General features: G+C 34.5%; 13 protein-coding genes and 9 tRNA genes. 9 read left to right on the top strand and 13 right to left on the bottom strand.

Annotation, left to right across the window (positions count from 1 at the left end; translation table 11 throughout):
- The first annotated feature begins 270 nt into the window (after window positions 1-270).
- Entirely contained in the window at window positions 271-987 is a 717-nt protein-coding gene (locus tag ACJMLH_RS02300) for a DUF4012 domain-containing protein (protein WP_405274327.1), read from the top strand.
- Between the two features lie 168 nt (window positions 988-1,155).
- Here ACJMLH_RS02300 and ACJMLH_RS02295 read toward each other — a convergent pair whose 3' ends face one another.
- From ACJMLH_RS02295 to ACJMLH_RS02245, 11 genes are all read right to left on the bottom strand, one after another.
- On the bottom strand, window positions 1,156-3,345 hold the full coding sequence (locus ACJMLH_RS02295) for an ABC transporter permease (protein ID WP_405274325.1): 2,190 nt from the start codon (window positions 3,343-3,345) through the stop codon (window positions 1,156-1,158).
- A gap of 105 nt (window positions 3,346-3,450) precedes the next feature.
- A tRNA-Ser gene (locus ACJMLH_RS02290) sits at window positions 3,451-3,536 on the bottom strand.
- A gap of 7 nt (window positions 3,537-3,543) precedes the next feature.
- A tRNA-Ser gene (locus ACJMLH_RS02285) sits at window positions 3,544-3,628 on the bottom strand.
- Between the two features lie 106 nt (window positions 3,629-3,734).
- Window positions 3,735-3,816: transfer RNA gene (locus ACJMLH_RS02280), tRNA-Leu, on the bottom strand.
- 14 nt (window positions 3,817-3,830) lie between these two features.
- Window positions 3,831-3,914 (bottom strand) — tRNA-Leu (locus ACJMLH_RS02275).
- Between the two features lie 21 nt (window positions 3,915-3,935).
- Window positions 3,936-4,021: transfer RNA gene (locus ACJMLH_RS02270), tRNA-Ser, on the bottom strand.
- Window positions 4,022-4,112: 91 nt separating this feature from the next.
- A tRNA-Leu gene (locus ACJMLH_RS02265) sits at window positions 4,113-4,194 on the bottom strand.
- 12 nt (window positions 4,195-4,206) lie between these two features.
- Window positions 4,207-4,292: transfer RNA gene (locus tag ACJMLH_RS02260), tRNA-Leu, on the bottom strand.
- Between the two features lie 14 nt (window positions 4,293-4,306).
- A tRNA-Ser gene (locus tag ACJMLH_RS02255) sits at window positions 4,307-4,391 on the bottom strand.
- Window positions 4,392-4,397: 6 nt separating this feature from the next.
- A tRNA-Leu gene (locus ACJMLH_RS02250) sits at window positions 4,398-4,481 on the bottom strand.
- 662 nt (window positions 4,482-5,143) lie between these two features.
- Entirely contained in the window at window positions 5,144-5,848 is a 705-nt protein-coding gene (locus ACJMLH_RS02245) for an ABC transporter ATP-binding protein (protein WP_405274323.1), read from the bottom strand.
- Window positions 5,849-6,029: 181 nt separating this feature from the next.
- Between ACJMLH_RS02245 and hisA the strand changes: the two genes are divergently transcribed.
- The 5 genes from hisA to pyrI are packed head-to-tail and all read left to right on the top strand — an operon-like array spanning window position 6,030 to window position 9,262.
- Window positions 6,030-6,767 carry a 1-(5-phosphoribosyl)-5-[(5-phosphoribosylamino)methylideneamino]imidazole-4-carboxamide isomerase gene (gene hisA, locus ACJMLH_RS02240; protein WP_405274321.1) on the top strand — a complete coding sequence of 246 codons (738 nt, stop codon included), beginning with the start codon at window positions 6,030-6,032 and terminating at the stop codon, window positions 6,765-6,767.
- Between the two features lie 4 nt (window positions 6,768-6,771).
- Window positions 6,772-7,236, top strand: a complete 465-nt coding sequence (locus ACJMLH_RS02235; RefSeq protein WP_295609105.1) for an FAD synthase — start codon at window positions 6,772-6,774, stop codon at window positions 7,234-7,236.
- 12 nt (window positions 7,237-7,248) lie between these two features.
- The gene (gene argC / locus ACJMLH_RS02230) at window positions 7,249-8,271 is read left to right on the top strand and encodes an N-acetyl-gamma-glutamyl-phosphate reductase (protein WP_405274319.1); all 1,023 of its coding nucleotides are present in this window, start codon (window positions 7,249-7,251) and stop codon (window positions 8,269-8,271) included.
- 11 nt (window positions 8,272-8,282) lie between these two features.
- Window positions 8,283-8,771 carry a flavodoxin family protein gene (locus tag ACJMLH_RS02225; protein WP_405274317.1) on the top strand — a complete coding sequence of 163 codons (489 nt, stop codon included), beginning with the start codon at window positions 8,283-8,285 and terminating at the stop codon, window positions 8,769-8,771.
- An 11-nt stretch (window positions 8,772-8,782) separates the two neighbouring features.
- A complete protein-coding gene (gene pyrI / locus ACJMLH_RS02220; RefSeq protein ID WP_405274315.1) occupies window positions 8,783-9,262 on the top strand; it encodes an aspartate carbamoyltransferase regulatory subunit in 480 nt (159 codons plus the stop codon).
- 6 nt (window positions 9,263-9,268) lie between these two features.
- Here the strand turns inward: pyrI and ACJMLH_RS02215 are convergent, their stop codons facing one another.
- The gene (locus tag ACJMLH_RS02215) at window positions 9,269-10,477 is read right to left on the bottom strand and encodes a GMC family oxidoreductase N-terminal domain-containing protein (protein ID WP_405274313.1); all 1,209 of its coding nucleotides are present in this window, start codon (window positions 10,475-10,477) and stop codon (window positions 9,269-9,271) included.
- A gap of 96 nt (window positions 10,478-10,573) precedes the next feature.
- Between ACJMLH_RS02215 and ACJMLH_RS02210 the strand changes: the two genes are divergently transcribed.
- Genes ACJMLH_RS02210 through ACJMLH_RS02200 form a run of 3 tightly spaced genes read left to right on the top strand, consistent with a single transcriptional unit; the run spans window position 10,574 to window position 13,529 of the window.
- Complete coding sequence (locus tag ACJMLH_RS02210; RefSeq protein ID WP_405274311.1) at window positions 10,574-11,944, top strand: TldD/PmbA family protein; 1,371 nt, start codon at window positions 10,574-10,576, stop codon at window positions 11,942-11,944.
- On the top strand, window positions 11,944-12,501 hold the full coding sequence (locus ACJMLH_RS02205) for a TIGR00296 family protein (protein WP_405274329.1): 558 nt from the start codon (window positions 11,944-11,946) through the stop codon (window positions 12,499-12,501). The genes ACJMLH_RS02210 and ACJMLH_RS02205 overlap by 1 nt, the downstream gene beginning before the upstream one ends.
- 8 nt (window positions 12,502-12,509) lie before the next feature.
- Entirely contained in the window at window positions 12,510-13,529 is a 1,020-nt protein-coding gene (locus ACJMLH_RS02200) for an NOG1 family protein (protein WP_405274309.1), read from the top strand.
- 416 nt (window positions 13,530-13,945) lie between these two features.
- On the opposite strand, the gene ACJMLH_RS02195 is transcribed toward ACJMLH_RS02200, so the two are convergent.
- Window positions 13,946-15,281 (bottom strand): hypothetical protein (locus tag ACJMLH_RS02195; protein WP_405274307.1); only part of this gene is annotated, 1,336 nt, incomplete at its 5' end.

The following is a 15,281-nucleotide window of genomic DNA, read 5'->3' as shown; positions in this document are numbered from 1 at the left end:
CCAACTTCCTTTTTAAATGTTACCAATTGACCGTTCAAACCTTTCCATTCGTAAGAATCTTCCATTATATCACCTATTATTCGCCATAACAAAATATCAGAAAAAATTCAACTGACTTTCATCAATTCATAGAATTACCTATGTAAATTTATTATATTTATAATTGCTTAAATTATGCAAATATAAAGAAACTTTATATAATTAAATTTTTAAATATAACTATATACCAATAATTTTTATAAATTTTTAAATAAAGGTAAGGAATTAAAAATGAATCGATCAAAGAAACTAATTATAGCTATCCTTCTTGTCATTCTTATTGGAATATGGATTATGATTGCAGGTTCATTATTCATGACACCTGACCTGACCAGTGAAAGTAAGGACATCCTAGTATTAGCTTCAGATAAATACGAGCAATCAAACGGTGGAGTGGACATGGCATTTATGGTTCACTTAGAAAACGGATCATTGAAAAACTACACTCCTGTATACCCTGGTGGAATGTCACACCCTACCCAACCTGCCCCTGGAGGTCTTGGCGGACGGATGATGATGCACGACTGCCTGTGGGATGGAAAAGAAGTTGGTATGAGATATGCTCAAGAAATTGTCGAAGCAAACACCGGAATGCACTCCGATGCAGTAGTCCTTGTTTATGATGAAGGTTTAGACAATATCATTGACTCCGTTAGACCAATTTATATTAATGGAGAAGTAAGTAATCTCAGTGCAGTAGACATGGTCCGTCAAAACGATGCATATAACGGTTATCCTGGTAATGAAAACGTTCAAGGAACTATGTCTAGGGGAGATGCAGTAATGGAACTTGCAAAAGCACTTGCAAATATTACTAAAAATCCTGATAAGAAAAATACCATGATTCAAGCTGCATTAAAAGAATATTCCAATGGAAATATTGTAATGGAACCTCAAGGTTCATTTACAAAATTACTTGCTACAAAAGGAATTGAAAAATTAGCATAATTTAATTAATCTTTAAAGAATTAATTTTCTTTAAAGAACTTTTTTTATTTATTTTAAAAGATAAAATTGCAACTTATTTTCTCATATGCCAAATATAAAGAAAAAGTTATATACATTCGTATGGTAAATTGAACATCTACCCAACCTATTTAATGTTTAAAGCAAACACTAGTCAACATCCTTAAGTGCTTCAACCATGTCCAAACTTCTAATTCTATCTGAAAACAATAGATTGACTCCAATTGATATTGTAAATGTTATAATTGCAGATAGCAAAATATTTCCCCATGTTAAAGTTGGAATGTAATAAAGAGAATCTCCTGCAGCATTCATCATTAGAGTCATGAAGTAAAAGCCTAATGGAATTCCTAAGATAAAACCAATAGCCGTAAAAATTATGTTTTGAGTTAAAAGCAATTTCCTCAAAACATTTGTTTTAAAGCCTAAAACCTTTAAAGTTGCAATTTCACGCCCCATTTCAGTGAATGATAAAATTTCCAAATTATATAATACTAAAATGGCAAGTGCAACTGCTACAACAGTCACTACATAAACCATCATCATCACTGATGTTGTAATTTGGTCCCAACTTTTTTTAAGACCGTCAATACTCGAAACTGATTTGATTGAATCATATTTTTCACCGAATTTTTCTGGAGTTACTATATTTGTTGGAGTGAAATTTAAGCCTTGGTCTTCTAAAGTGTCTGGAGACATTATTAACCCTTGGGAAACCGGTTCTGCATGAATTTGACCTATTTTTGAAGTTACCCATTCATCACTTCCAACTATATGCCATCTAATATTATCACCAATAGTTAAATTAAACCTGTCAGCAAGCTTTGCAGATATTGAAACATCACCCTCATCGATTTCAAGAGAATCACGATTATTGTCAGTATACGATATTAAATCAGTATTATTTGAAACTAAAAGCATTACCGTGTCTTCCATATCATTTGCTTTCATTTCAATAGATTGTTGCATGATAAAGCTGCCGTTAGTGTAGTTAAGAATATAATATAATTCCATCGGATTTGCTTCACTGGAAAGTAATAATTTTGATTCGAAATGACTAATGTCATCATATTCCCATGTTTTAAGCTGACCCATACAATCATTCATACCAAATGCTGCAATAAGTAATGCAACACAGCCCATCACCCCAATTATTGTCATTAATGCTCTGAATTTATTTCTTCTTGCATCACGCCAATTCCATCGAAGATTAAAACTTAAATGATTCCAAAGTCCTGATTTTTCAATTAGACTTCTTGAGGATGCATTTGGAGGTTTTGGCCTTAAAGTATTTGCAGGATTTTCTTTTGAAATTTGTCTGCATGTTAAATATGTAACAAAAATGGATGATACGACCATCAATGCTGCAATATAGATGAAACTCATGTCAAAACCAGGATTCCAACTAGGCATACTATAAGTAGCAGACATTGTTGGATAAAACATTCGAGGAATTATCATTGGTCCAGTAATCAATCCTAAAATAGCTCCTAGCAAAACAGGGACAAAACCATAAGATATATAATGCAAAATTATCGTTTTATCTTTATAACCAACAGCCTTTAGAATTCCAATTTGTGAACGTTGATGTGTTACAATTCTTGTCATTGTTGTAAGAAGTGTTAAAAAAGTGACTATAATAAATACAATTGGAAAAACATCCCCAATCATTTTGTGTTGTGCCATTTCATCGGAAAATTTAGCGACACTAAGTTGATCTTCTTTTTTAGTAAATGATAAATAATCTATTGAATCATCTAATTTTTCTTTAAAATCACTATCTGAGTAATTATACTTAACAAGCAATGTATCATAGTCTAAATTAGTAGGATATGCCTTATGTGAAAGGTATGCAAATCCAATTTCTGAAAAATCAGGTGTTAAAGAGTTTGGTGAAGATTCATAGATATATTCTGGAGAATAACCTAAACCTTTAATTTCTTTGGTAATTTTTCCACCATCAAACTCAAAGGTAATATTGTCTCCAACTTTTAAATTTCTTTTTTCCGCAAAACGACAATCCAACCAAACACCTGAATCATCATCTACGTTAAAGTCTTTACCTTCAATGACATAAAACTTCGATATCGTTGCCTTTTCTACAAAGTGCAGTTTGATATCGGGCTTATTTTCCATATCTGCAGTTGACTGAATTACAGCTTGCCTATCAGTTTGTGTGGCAAATTCATTTACCTTATCAACTGCTGATGTGTTAAAATCAGTATTGTGAACCCATCCATCCGCCATATTTGTTAAATCATAATACTCATCGGAAGTTTGCACTAACCCATAATACTCGCCATAAATTCCACAGTAAGCGAAAATACCTAAAAATGCCATAAGAAATATTGCAATAAACTGCGTTTTATTGATTTTTATATCCCTTAACATTTTTCGAGTTAGTGACATGTTATAATATATGAAAAAAATAAGATTTAAAATGAACGGTGCCGGAGGGATTCGAACCCTCGACATCCTTAGATGCTACCCGCTCTCCAGACGGGCACCTTACCGGGCTTGGATACGACACCATTAAAACGCCCTGCAGAGGATTTGAACCTCTGATATCCCACGATATTCGCTTTCAAGGCGATTGCTGTAGACCAGGCTGAGCCAACAGGGCATATGATTGAATAGCTACGGTGATATTTGAACCTAGGAAGCACTAAGCGAAGGCCCTAAACCTCTCTCATTTAACCTGACTCGGAAACACACCCTATACTATAAAATAGGTATGGAGGGATTCGAACCCTCGAAGCACTAAGCAACCGGTTTTGAGCCGGTCCCCTTTGACCACTTGGATACACACCTAAAACAACAAAAAATAGGAGAGGTGGGATTTGAACCCACGAAGGACTAACCAGCGGATTCTTAGTCCGCCACGGTCGACCAGGCTGCGCCACTCTCCTAAAACAACATATCAATAATAACGGTGCATGGAGGATTCGAACCTCCGCCATCCAAAGATGCTACCCGCTCTCCAGGCGAGCCTCTTAAGCCACTTGAGTAATACACCAACAATAAATATGCAATGGGAATAATTTGAAACTCCATATTCCGAAGCATTAGTTGTTTTCAAGGCAGGCCTCTAAGACCTAACATGAAAATAGACATGAAGGGATTCGAACCCTTGAAGCACTTAGCAGCCGGTTTTAAACCGGCCTCCTTTGACCACTTGGATACACGCCTAAACGACTAAAATAGGGAAGGTGGGATTTGAACCCACGAGACACTAAGTCACCGGTCTTAAGCCGGTATCCTTCGACCAGACTCGGAATCACATCCCCATAATATATCAAAGCGCCATGTAGAGGATTTGAACCTCTGGCATCATCAGATGCACTCGCTCTCAAGGCGAGTACCTTCGACCACTCGGACAACATGGCATAAAATAGGTGCGGTGGGATTCGAACCCACGGAGAACTAAACTCCCGGTCTTAAGCCGGGCCCCTTTGGCCACTCGGAAACACGCACCCAAAATAACAATAATGCATTAAAAATAGATGCGATGAATTTAAACCCCTCAAGGAGTAATTCCCCGGAATCTCAATTATGACAGTTGACACCCAAACAATAAAACTCTGCTCTCCTGACAGACTGAATTCACATCTATAATTAATTAATCATCGATAGCTAACGCTGATGAAAAATACGTCTATTCAAATAAAAGATCAAAAACTACAAGTTTTAGAAAAATACGAATAGTAAATTTTCCATTGTTTATCTAGAGTCCAAAAATAGCATTCATGACAACAAACTAGCTAGCAAGCTGACATGTGCTAAAGACAAACAAAGAGAATTCAGACCTGACAATACAGATCTTTTAACCATAACTACACATTTAATTTTGCTAACCATTTTTATCACTACTTAATAATTTATTTTAATTTATATTTAAATCTGGAAAAGTATTTGCTTTACTTAACCCTTCCAATCATCTAAATAGTAATATACTTCAAATAATATTTAAATCAATGAAAGAATTTGCTTTACTTAACCCTTCCAATCATCTAAATACTAATATACTTCAAATAATATTTAAATCAATGAAAGAATTTGCTTTACATTACCTGCCAATAATCTGAAACATTATAAAGTTACTTCAAATTGAAAAAAAAGTATAATTAAAAAAAGTGAATCACCATTCCAAATCGGTGACCTTTTTAGGAGTTTCATTAAGAACAATGCTTTCAATTTGACCGTTTTTAATTCTAATCACCTTATCTGCCGCTTCAGCAAGGATTGCATTGTGAGTTACAATAACAACAGTGGTGTTTTGACTGTTACTCATATCCTGAAGTAAATTTAAAATCATGACTCCTGTTTTTGAGTCCAGTGCTCCTGTTGGCTCATCACATAAAAGCATGGTTGGCCGTTTAGCTACTGCCCTTGCAATAGATACCCTTTGCTGTTCTCCACCAGATAATTGTGCAGGAAATTGATTAGCATGCTCTTTAAGTCCAACCGAATCCAAGACGCTTAAACCATTTATATCCTCATCCACAATGTCCTTCATCAGCTCAACATTTTCCAGAGCAGTCAGGTTTGGAATCAAGTTGTAAAACTGGAAAATGAATCCTACATTTTTAGCCCTGTATTCGGTAAGCTGATTATCGTCGAATTTTTCTACATGATTGCTGTTAACGATAATCTCTCCTGAAGTAACTGTATCAAGGCCTCCCAAAAGATTTAAAAGTGTTGATTTACCTGCGCCTGAAGGTCCTAGGATTACAACGAATTCACCCTGACAAATTGTGAAACTGACATTATCCATAGCTTTTAAAATGTGGTCTCCGGATTTATAAATCTTATCAACATTTTTAAATTCAATAATTGTGCTCATTTTTATTGCCTCTCAATAGTTAATTAATTATTTTAATTTCATAATTAATAAATTATATAACAATTCAAAATTGACAAACAATAATCTTATTTTCATCAAAATCATGACCCCTAAAAGAAACATATAAAACATTTCAAAACATATATTTATATTATAATAAAATATTACAGGAAAAATGTAAATGTCATTTAAAAAAGATGAAATGTTAGTGATGCCTGCAGTTGACATAAAGAATGGAAAATGTGTGCAACTGGTTCAAGGCGAACCTGGAAGTGAAATGGTAGAAATAGAAAATCCAGAACTTGTTGCAAAGCACTGGGAAGATTTGGGAGCAAAAAATATCCATGTTATTGATCTGGATGGAACAATAAATGGAGTGGCCAGCTTCGACATTATCAAAAAAATCCTAAAAGAAGTTAGCGTTCCAATCCAATTGGGAGGTGGAATAAGGACTGTAGAATATGCCCGCCAATTATTGGACCTTGACATTGAAAGACTAATCATTGGAACAATGGGAATACAAAATCCCCAAACCATAACCGAATTGTCTGACGAATACGGATCAGAGAGAATCATGATTTCACTTGACAGCAAGGATAACAAAGTAGTTATTAAAGGATGGCAGGAAAAAATTGACAAAAGTCCCACTGAAATCTCACAGGAGTTTAAAGACCATGGAGCAGGCAGCATTTTATTTACAAATGTTGATGTTGAAGGTCTTTTAGGTGGTTTTTACACAGAACCTGTAGAAGAACTAAAGAAATCTGTAGATTTGCCTATTGTTTATTCCGGAGGAATCACAACAATAGATGATATTAAAAAATTAAATAAAAGTGGTGTGGAAGGAATAGTAATTGGTTCTGCACTTTATACTAATAAAATTGATTTGACTGAAGCTTTAAAATACCAAAAGAGGTAATTAAATGAAGAAAGTAATGGCAACCGGAACATTCGACATACTCCACCCAGGACATGGCGTTTATCTTGAAGAATCTAAAAAACTTGGTGGAGAAAATGCTAAGCTTTATGTTGTTGTAGCACGTGACTCAACAGTTGAGAGAAGAAAGAGAGTTCCAATTGTTGGAGAAGACCAACGTTTGGAACTAATTAAAATGTTAAAACCAGTAGATGAAGCATATCTTGGTGATCCAAACGGTGATGTATTCAAAATCGTTTATGAAATTGACCCCGACATCATCACCGTCGGTGCAGATCAAAACCATGATATTTCAAAATTACAAGCAGCCATTGATAAAAGAGGCTTGAAAGCAAAAGCAATACGAGTTGAAAAATATCGTGATTGTGAACTTGACAGCAGCTGCAAAATTATTAAAAAAGCCAGAAGAACAAACTTTGAAGGAAAAATATTAGATAATTGTGACGATTAAGGAGATAATAAAATGTTTAAAGTAGCTATTATAGGAGCAAGTGGTTATACCGGTGGAGAACTTTTAAGAATGCTATCAAACCATCCTGAAGTGGAAGTTACCAACATTACTTCAAGACAGTACGATGGAACCCCTGCACATAAAATCCACCCACACATAAGAGATTCAGGACTCGTATTTGAACATAAAAGTCCAGCAGATTTGGATGTTGATGTTGTATTTACTGCAACACCTCACGGAGCATCAATGAAGATTGTTCCTGAAATCCTAGAAACCGGCGTAAAAGTCGTTGATTTGAGTGGAGACTACAGATACAGAGATACTGCAGTATATGAAAAATGGTATGGAATGGAACACACCGACAGTGAAAATAAAGGAGCATTCGGAATTCCTGAATTATACAGAGATGAAATTAAAAAGGCTGATCTTGTAGCTAACCCTGGATGTTTCCCAACAGGAGCGATTCTGTCTTCATATCCATTAGTCAAAAATGATTTGGTTGAAAGAATTGTTATCGATTCCAAAACTGGAGTCAGCGGTGCAGGCGTAAATCCGTCAGCAACTACCCATTACCCAAATATTGCAGACAATGTGAATCCTTATAAGATATCTTCACACAGACACATGTCTGAAATTCAACAGGAATTACACGGATTTGACAATGTTAAAGTCTCATTTACACCACATTTAGTACCAGTTATCCGTGGAATTCAAACAACAAGCCATAGCTTTTTAAATGATGAAAATATAGATATTACACCAGAAGAAATTAGAAAATTATATGAAAAAGAATATGGAGGAGAATTCTTTATTAAACTTATGGATGAAGGGGAAATACCTCACTTAAGTGCAGTTAGAGGATCCAACTTCGTACATGTCGGAGGATTTGAAATTGATGAAACCGGCAGAGTTGTGATGCTTTCAGCAATTGATAACCTTGTTAAAGGCGCATCCGGTCAAGCCATACAGAACATGAACATAATTCTGGGCATTGATGAAACCGCAGGATTAACCCACTTTGGCCTTCATCCGTAAAGGGGGCAACTATGAAAACATTGATAATTTATTATTCGCAAGGAGGAACAACCGATTTAGTAGCTAGAACCCTAGCTAAGAAATTAAGAGCAGACCTACTTAGAATTCATGATTTAAAAAATCGTGAAGGCTTTAAAAATAAATTATTATCATCAATTAATGCATTTAGGGAAACAAAAACAGATATTGTACCTGCAAGTGTTGATTTGACACCTTACAGTACAATCTATTTCGGAACTCCTACCTGGTCTGGGAATCCAACACCTGCAATCTTGACAATCATTGACAGATGTAACCTTGTGGGTAAAGATGTAATACTGTTTGCTACAATGGACGGTAACCGTGGCGATTCCAATATTAAGAGACTTGAAGAAAAAGTTAAAATGCGTGGAGCCAGAGTTATTGAAAGCTTTACCATTTCAACTAAGGGCAAAAGTCCTGAAAAATTAGAACAGGATACTGAAGTAATCATTGAAATGAAAGATTTGAAAATGTATTAAAGGTAGATTAAATGAATAAAAAGGATAAATCTGAATTAAAAATCGAAGCTATTGAAAACGGTACAGTGATTGATCACATTACTGCCAATAAATCATTACACATTCTGAAGGTTTTGGGTCTTCCGGATGATAACACAAAAAATATCACAATAGCCATGAATGTTTCTTCAGCAACGTTTGGAAGAAAGGATATTTTAAAAATTGAAAATAGGGAATTGGATTATCAGGAATTAAATCAAATTGCTTTGATTGCTCCAAAAGCCACAATAAATATTATCAGGAATTTTGAACCTGTTAAAAAATATAAAAGTACACTTCCTGAAAAAATCACATCAATTATTAAATGCACAAACCCAAAATGCATTACAAACTATGAAAATGAACCTATAACACCTATATTTAATGTTATTCAGGAATATCCTCCTATTGTAAGGTGCCATTACTGTGAAAAATTAATAAAAACAGAAGATATCGAAAAACAATTCGAATAATCTTCCTTATTTATTTATTAAATAATCTGCCAATCTTTTAGATAATGCAAGTATTGTTAATATCGGAGGTTTTCCAGGTGCTATTGGCAATACGCTTGCATCACATACATATAAATTAGCTATTTCTGTTTGCAGATTACTGTCAACAACCTTTCCAATAGCTGCAGTTCCTCCAGGATGTGCACCCCTATAAACTGTTGAACCGATTGTTTTTGGGTCAACACCTGCTTTTTCTAAAATGAATCCTGCAGTAGCAACTCCTTCTGCTATATATCGGATGTCCCGAATAGAATTGAATTTGTCAACATGACCATTGGTTCTGACATATCCCTTTGTCTCATCGGGAATCTTTACCATGATTGAAAGAATATCCTTGTCTTCAACATCCTCATCAGGGATATTATCACGTATAAATGATGAAAAATGAGGAGATAAAACAAAGTTTTTACCCACAACAAGACCTGCCATCTGAACTTCAGTATTGAAATTAATGTCTTTCAGGTACCCTCCAACGGTAACAAAAGGATCAAAAAATATTTCCCTTCCAATGCCTGTAAGACCGGTATTCTTCAATATTACTGCAGAATCAACAGCCCCAGCACATAAAACTATTTTATCTGTTTTTAGAATTTTAATTTCGCCATCCTGACGATATCTTATGCCACATGCCTCCATATTGCACAAAATTACATCAAGCACTTCCGCACCAGTTATCAGTTTTGCTCCTGCTTCAATTGCCTCATCAACAAAGTCTTTTGCTGACCATTTGGCATTAACAGGACATCCAAATGCACATTTTCCGCATTGAATACAGTCTTCTTCACGGATTGCCTTTGGCATCTTAGACACATTCAGTCCCAATTCTTCAGCCGCATCCAAAAACAGTTGGGTTCCACGACCTATGTGTGAATCATCAAGTTCATGAACGTCCACCAATTCTTCCACATACTCATATTCCTTAGATAAATCAATTCCAAATTCATGCAGTTCCTCATCCAATGCACGTACCATATTTCCCATCGCCACAATTGTCGAACCTCCAACACATGTGGTTGCAAGCAAATCGATATCTGGATGATATTTATTGTAATATTTAAAAGCATCTTTTGAATCTATATATGGTCCTTTTTCCAAGATAGTTACTTCAATTCCATTTTTTGCCAACTCTCTTGCTAAAAGTCCTCCACCGGCACCGGTGCCCACTATTGTAATCATTTAATCACCAAATTTAGCGTACTGGTAAACTATATATTATTCATATATAAAAAACTTTTATAATACATGTGAAACTAACTATAAGTAAGTGATAATATGGAAGAATATATTGATTTATTCGAAAAAGTTATTAAAAAAACAACCCCAAAAGTAGATTATATTGATATCCGCTCAGGAATTGGTGAAAATACTTCCATAATAATGAAAGATGGAGATGTGGATGAAATTAACACTGGAATGACTTTAGGTGCAAGAATTAGAGTGTTAAATAATGGAGCATGGGGTTTTGCATACACTACAGACTTATCAAAAATTAATGACATAACCGAAACTGCAATCAAATTATCCTCATCACTTAAAGGAGACGTTAAATTAAGTGAAAGCGAGATAATTAAAGATAAAACTTCCGTTGACGTTAAAATACCTTTCAAAGACATATCAATTGAAGAGAAAAAAGAAATCATGAAAGAGGCAAGCGACGCCGCTTCAATTGATAAAGTAAACAGTACAACCGCTATGTACGGGGACAATGAAGTAAAAGAACTGTTCATGAATAGTGAAGGGTCACAGATTCAGGTGAAAACCTCAAGAATAAGAATGGCATTAAATGCCTCTGCAACCGATGGTGAAATTATACAGTTTGGTCATGGAAGCCTTGGAGGAGTTAAAGGATTTGAAGTCATTGCAGATACCGATATTGAAGAATTCGGAAGAAATATTGGTGAGAAAGCCGTAAGACTGCTCGATGCAAAACCTGCACCATCCGGAAAATTCCCAGTAATAGCTGATCCTGAACTTACAGGCGTTTTAATTCATGAGGCATTAGGTCATGCGGTTGAAGGAGACCTGATTCTGCAAAACGATTCAATCTTGAAAGATAAGGTTGGTGAAATGATAGCCTCCGATATTGTAAACATTTTTGATGATGCAAGCCTAAAGGAAGGTTTTGGATATTACCCGTATGATGTGGAAGGCGTTAAAACCAAACCGAACCAGTTGGTTAAAGATGGAAAATTAATATCACTTTTAAACTCAAGGGAAACAGCTTCACAATTGGGCATGCATTCATCCGGAAATGCGAGATCAATTATTGCAGACAAACCAATTGTAAGGATGAGCAATACCTACCTTCAGCCTGGAGACAATACCTTCGAAGAGCTTCTTGAAGACATACCTAATGGAATCTATCTTAAAGGTTCCAGAGGAGGCCAAGTCGATACAGGTAAAGGAATTTTCCAATTCAATGCCGCTGAAGGATATCTGATTGAAAATGGTGAACTCAAAACACCCCTAAGAGATGTTTCACTTTCCGGAAACATCTTAGAAACCCTTAAAAATATTGATGCTATTGGAAATGATTTTAAATTGAGCGTTGGATTCTGTGGAAAAGATGGTCAAACCGCTCCGGTAGGTGATGGAGGACCACACACAAGAATATTGAATGCATTAGTTGGAGGAATGGGATGATGATAAGCGATAGGGCTGGAGAATACTTAGTGGAAATAGCTAAAAAAGCAATTGAACATTTTATAGAAACCAAAGAGAAATTAGAAAAACCTGATGATTATCCAATTGAATTAGATGAAAAATTGGGAGTGTTTGTTACATTAAACAAAAATAATATGTTAAGAGGATGTATCGGATATGCCGAACCGATTGAAAGTGCAATTAATGCAACAATTGAAGTTGCAATTGCAGCTGCATTCAATGACCCAAGATTCAGTGCGGTTACAAAAGACGAATTTCCAATACTGGATTTGGAAGTAACTGTTTTGACAAAACCTGAACTGATTGTTGTAGCGCATCCTGACCAATACTTTGAGGAAATTGAAATTGGCCGTGACGGTTTAATCATCCAAAAAGGATATTCAAGAGGATTGCTGCTTCCTCAAGTAGCTACTGAACATGCTTTTAATATTGAAGAATTTTTAGAAAATACCTGCATGAAAGCAGGAATAAGCGCAGACAGCTGGATGGATGAAAGCTGTGATGTGTACAAATTCCAAGGACAAATTTTTAAATAGTGATTACCATGATGATACCAACAATACCTACACCCAAAGAGGTTTTAGACAAGGGATTCAGTAGGGGAAAAAAACAAGCAGATCTGATGAGGTCTCAAAAAATACCAAAACACTTAAAAGGTAAAAGAATTGAAGAGAGAAGAGTTGTAACTTCCTGTCAAGTTATTAAAGATAAATTAAAATCCATTCTTGATGCAGTTCCAGATATTGAAGAGCTACATCCGTTTTATCAGGATTACATTGACATTACCGTTGGCGTGGACGACATGAAACAATCCTTAGGAGCACTTAACTGGGCTTATGGGATTATTACCCAACTTGAAAAAGAATATGGAGCCAAAATTAGGAAAAATCCATCAGAAAATGCAAGTGCAATCCAAAAACAGGCATATGGTAGGATTTCTTCAGTCATATATAAAATTGAAAAAGACCTGGACTTTTTGGATTTCGCTAAACAGAACCTGAGGAACATGCCTACAATTGATTTTGAAGCAACCACAATCGTTATTGCCGGTTTCCCTAACGTGGGCAAATCCACACTTTTAAGACAGATTACTGGAGCCGACCCTCAAGTTGCAAATTATCCGTTTACAACTAAAGGTATCCAAATTGGACATACCGAAAGACACTGGAAGCATATTCAGATTATTGATACTCCAGGACTTTTAGACAGACCAGTTTTAGAGATGAATGATATTGAAATGAATGCGATTGTTGCTCTGGAGCACTTGGCTGATGCGATATTATTTATTTTTGATGCTTCCGAAACCTGCGGATTCCACTTGGAAAATCAATACAATCTCCTAAAACAGATTGAAAAGATTTTTTCTGAAATTCCAGTATTTTATTTATTCAATAAAATGGACCTTATCAAAGATAGAGAATACCTTAATGAATATATTGATGATGAAGAAAGATCCATATTCATTTCTGCCCTTGATGGGGAAGGTATTGACATAATTAATCGAAAAATCGATACAATCAAAAAAATTGACCGCACACCACAAGAGGAAGATGATTATTATTAATGCATTTCAGCAATTAATAATTCAAGTATGTGAAAAAATCACATACTCACCCTCATATCAAAAAAAATCTGCACAACATTTTGAAAAGCTGAAATAAACAACACCATTCAAATTTCATCCAACATTACCATCAGCATTTAACTTGAGAAAAATTAATTTTAAAAGTGTCTGATATATCTGCAGTCACAAAAACCATCTGGATTTGTAAAAGCTATTTGCGTTAATGTAAATACCAATTCACCAAATGAAAAGAGAATCAATTATTTTTTATTTAATTAATGCTAACATTAATTATTTTATGGATTATCTAGAGTATGAAAAATAGTTCAGAAATGATTTCAAAAAATAAAATAAAATAAAAAAGGTTTTGAGTTAAAAACTCAAAACATCGAAATATTTACGAAAAACAAAAAAATCTATTTTTTAACAGTAATTTTGTTGGATACAGTTAAACCTTTGTAGGTAGTTTTAACAGTGTATTTACCAACTTTTAAGTTTTTAGCTAATTTTAAAGTAGCAATACCTTTACTGTTTGTTATAAGATTGTAGGTTTTACCTTTGAATTTGACTTTCACTTTTTGTTTTGCATAAACTTTTCCTTTAGAGTTTAAGATTTTAACAGTGAATTTTCCAGATTTTTTGTATTTTTTAGATACATTTTTAGTTATAACAGCTTTTTTAACTGTAATGGTATTTTTCACCATTACTTGAGCATATTCGGAAGTAATGTAGTGTTTTCCAGGTTTTAAGTTTTTAATTTTAACTGATGCAACACCATCAGATCCTATGCTGCCGACATACTCTTTATTATCAATAGTGAATACAACATTTCCACTAGTTAAAGGAGCGTCTCCATTTTTAACTGTTACTTTAAATGTTGTGGTTTGGGTGTAATATTTTGTTAAATCTGTACTGTTGATTGAATCTTTTTTACCACCAAAAATGTCTATTATGCTGGAAATATTAAAACCAGTACCATTTGATAAACCAGAAATATTAAGACCAGTTCCGTTTAATAAACCAGAAATATCAAGAGTAGTACCATTAAGACTAATACCAGTACCATTCAATAAACCAGAAATATCAATACCAGTACCATTAAGACTAATACCAGTGCCGTTTAACAAACCGGATAAATCAATACCAGTACCATTAAATAAACCAGACATATTAAAACCAGTACCATTTGATAAACCAGAAATATTAAGACCGGTTCCGTTTAATAAACCAGAAATATCAAGAGTAGTACCATTAAAGCTAATACCAGTACCATTCAATAAACCAGAAATATCAATACCAGTACCATTAAGACTAAAACCAGTACCATTCAAGAAACCAGAAATATCAATACCAGTACCATTAAGACTAATACCAGTACCATTTAATAAACCAGAAATATCAAAAGTTGAACCTTCACCAATACTTATACCAGTACCATTTAATAAACTGGAAATATCAATAGTTGAAGCTTCACCCTCTTTAACAATAGTTTCATCTTCAATAACATCAACGCTTACTTTTTCATCATTATCCTCTGAAGATATAACATCTACTGAATCATCAGCATCAACACTTACTTCTTCAACTGCATTTTCCACAGATATGACTTCTTCTGAATTATCAATATCAGAAATTACAGCAATATCACTAACATTATCAGTAGCACTTGCAGCACTTATGGCCAATATTGAAACTAATAATATTGAAATAAATGCTAATGACTTATTCATTTTAAAAATTTTAATAACCTCC

The organism is Methanobrevibacter sp. (assembly GCF_045116495.1).
In the GTDB taxonomy this organism is placed as follows: Archaea; Methanobacteriota; Methanobacteria; order Methanobacteriales; family Methanobacteriaceae; genus Methanocatella.
The sequence above is the reverse complement of the archived record's forward strand: the minus strand, read 5'-3'. Positions and strand labels throughout refer to the sequence as shown.

Coding starts and splice junctions, on each gene's coding strand:
- ACJMLH_RS02300 (WP_405274327.1), top strand. CDS start 271: ATGAATCGATCAAAGAAACTAATTATAGCTATCCTTCTTGTCATTCTT.
- ACJMLH_RS02295 (WP_405274325.1), bottom strand. CDS start 3,345: ATGGCATTTTTAGGTATTTTCGCTTACTGTGGAATTTATGGCGAGTAT.
- ACJMLH_RS02245 (WP_405274323.1), bottom strand. CDS start 5,848: ATGAGCACAATTATTGAATTTAAAAATGTTGATAAGATTTATAAATCC.
- hisA (WP_405274321.1), top strand. CDS start 6,030: ATGTCATTTAAAAAAGATGAAATGTTAGTGATGCCTGCAGTTGACATA.
- ACJMLH_RS02235 (WP_295609105.1), top strand. CDS start 6,772: ATGAAGAAAGTAATGGCAACCGGAACATTCGACATACTCCACCCAGGA.
- argC (WP_405274319.1), top strand. CDS start 7,249: ATGTTTAAAGTAGCTATTATAGGAGCAAGTGGTTATACCGGTGGAGAA.
- ACJMLH_RS02225 (WP_405274317.1), top strand. CDS start 8,283: ATGAAAACATTGATAATTTATTATTCGCAAGGAGGAACAACCGATTTA.
- pyrI (WP_405274315.1), top strand. CDS start 8,783: ATGAATAAAAAGGATAAATCTGAATTAAAAATCGAAGCTATTGAAAAC.
- ACJMLH_RS02215 (WP_405274313.1), bottom strand. CDS start 10,477: ATGATTACAATAGTGGGCACCGGTGCCGGTGGAGGACTTTTAGCAAGA.
- ACJMLH_RS02210 (WP_405274311.1), top strand. CDS start 10,574: ATGGAAGAATATATTGATTTATTCGAAAAAGTTATTAAAAAAACAACC.
- ACJMLH_RS02205 (WP_405274329.1), top strand. CDS start 11,944: ATGATAAGCGATAGGGCTGGAGAATACTTAGTGGAAATAGCTAAAAAA.
- ACJMLH_RS02200 (WP_405274309.1), top strand. CDS start 12,510: ATGATGATACCAACAATACCTACACCCAAAGAGGTTTTAGACAAGGGA.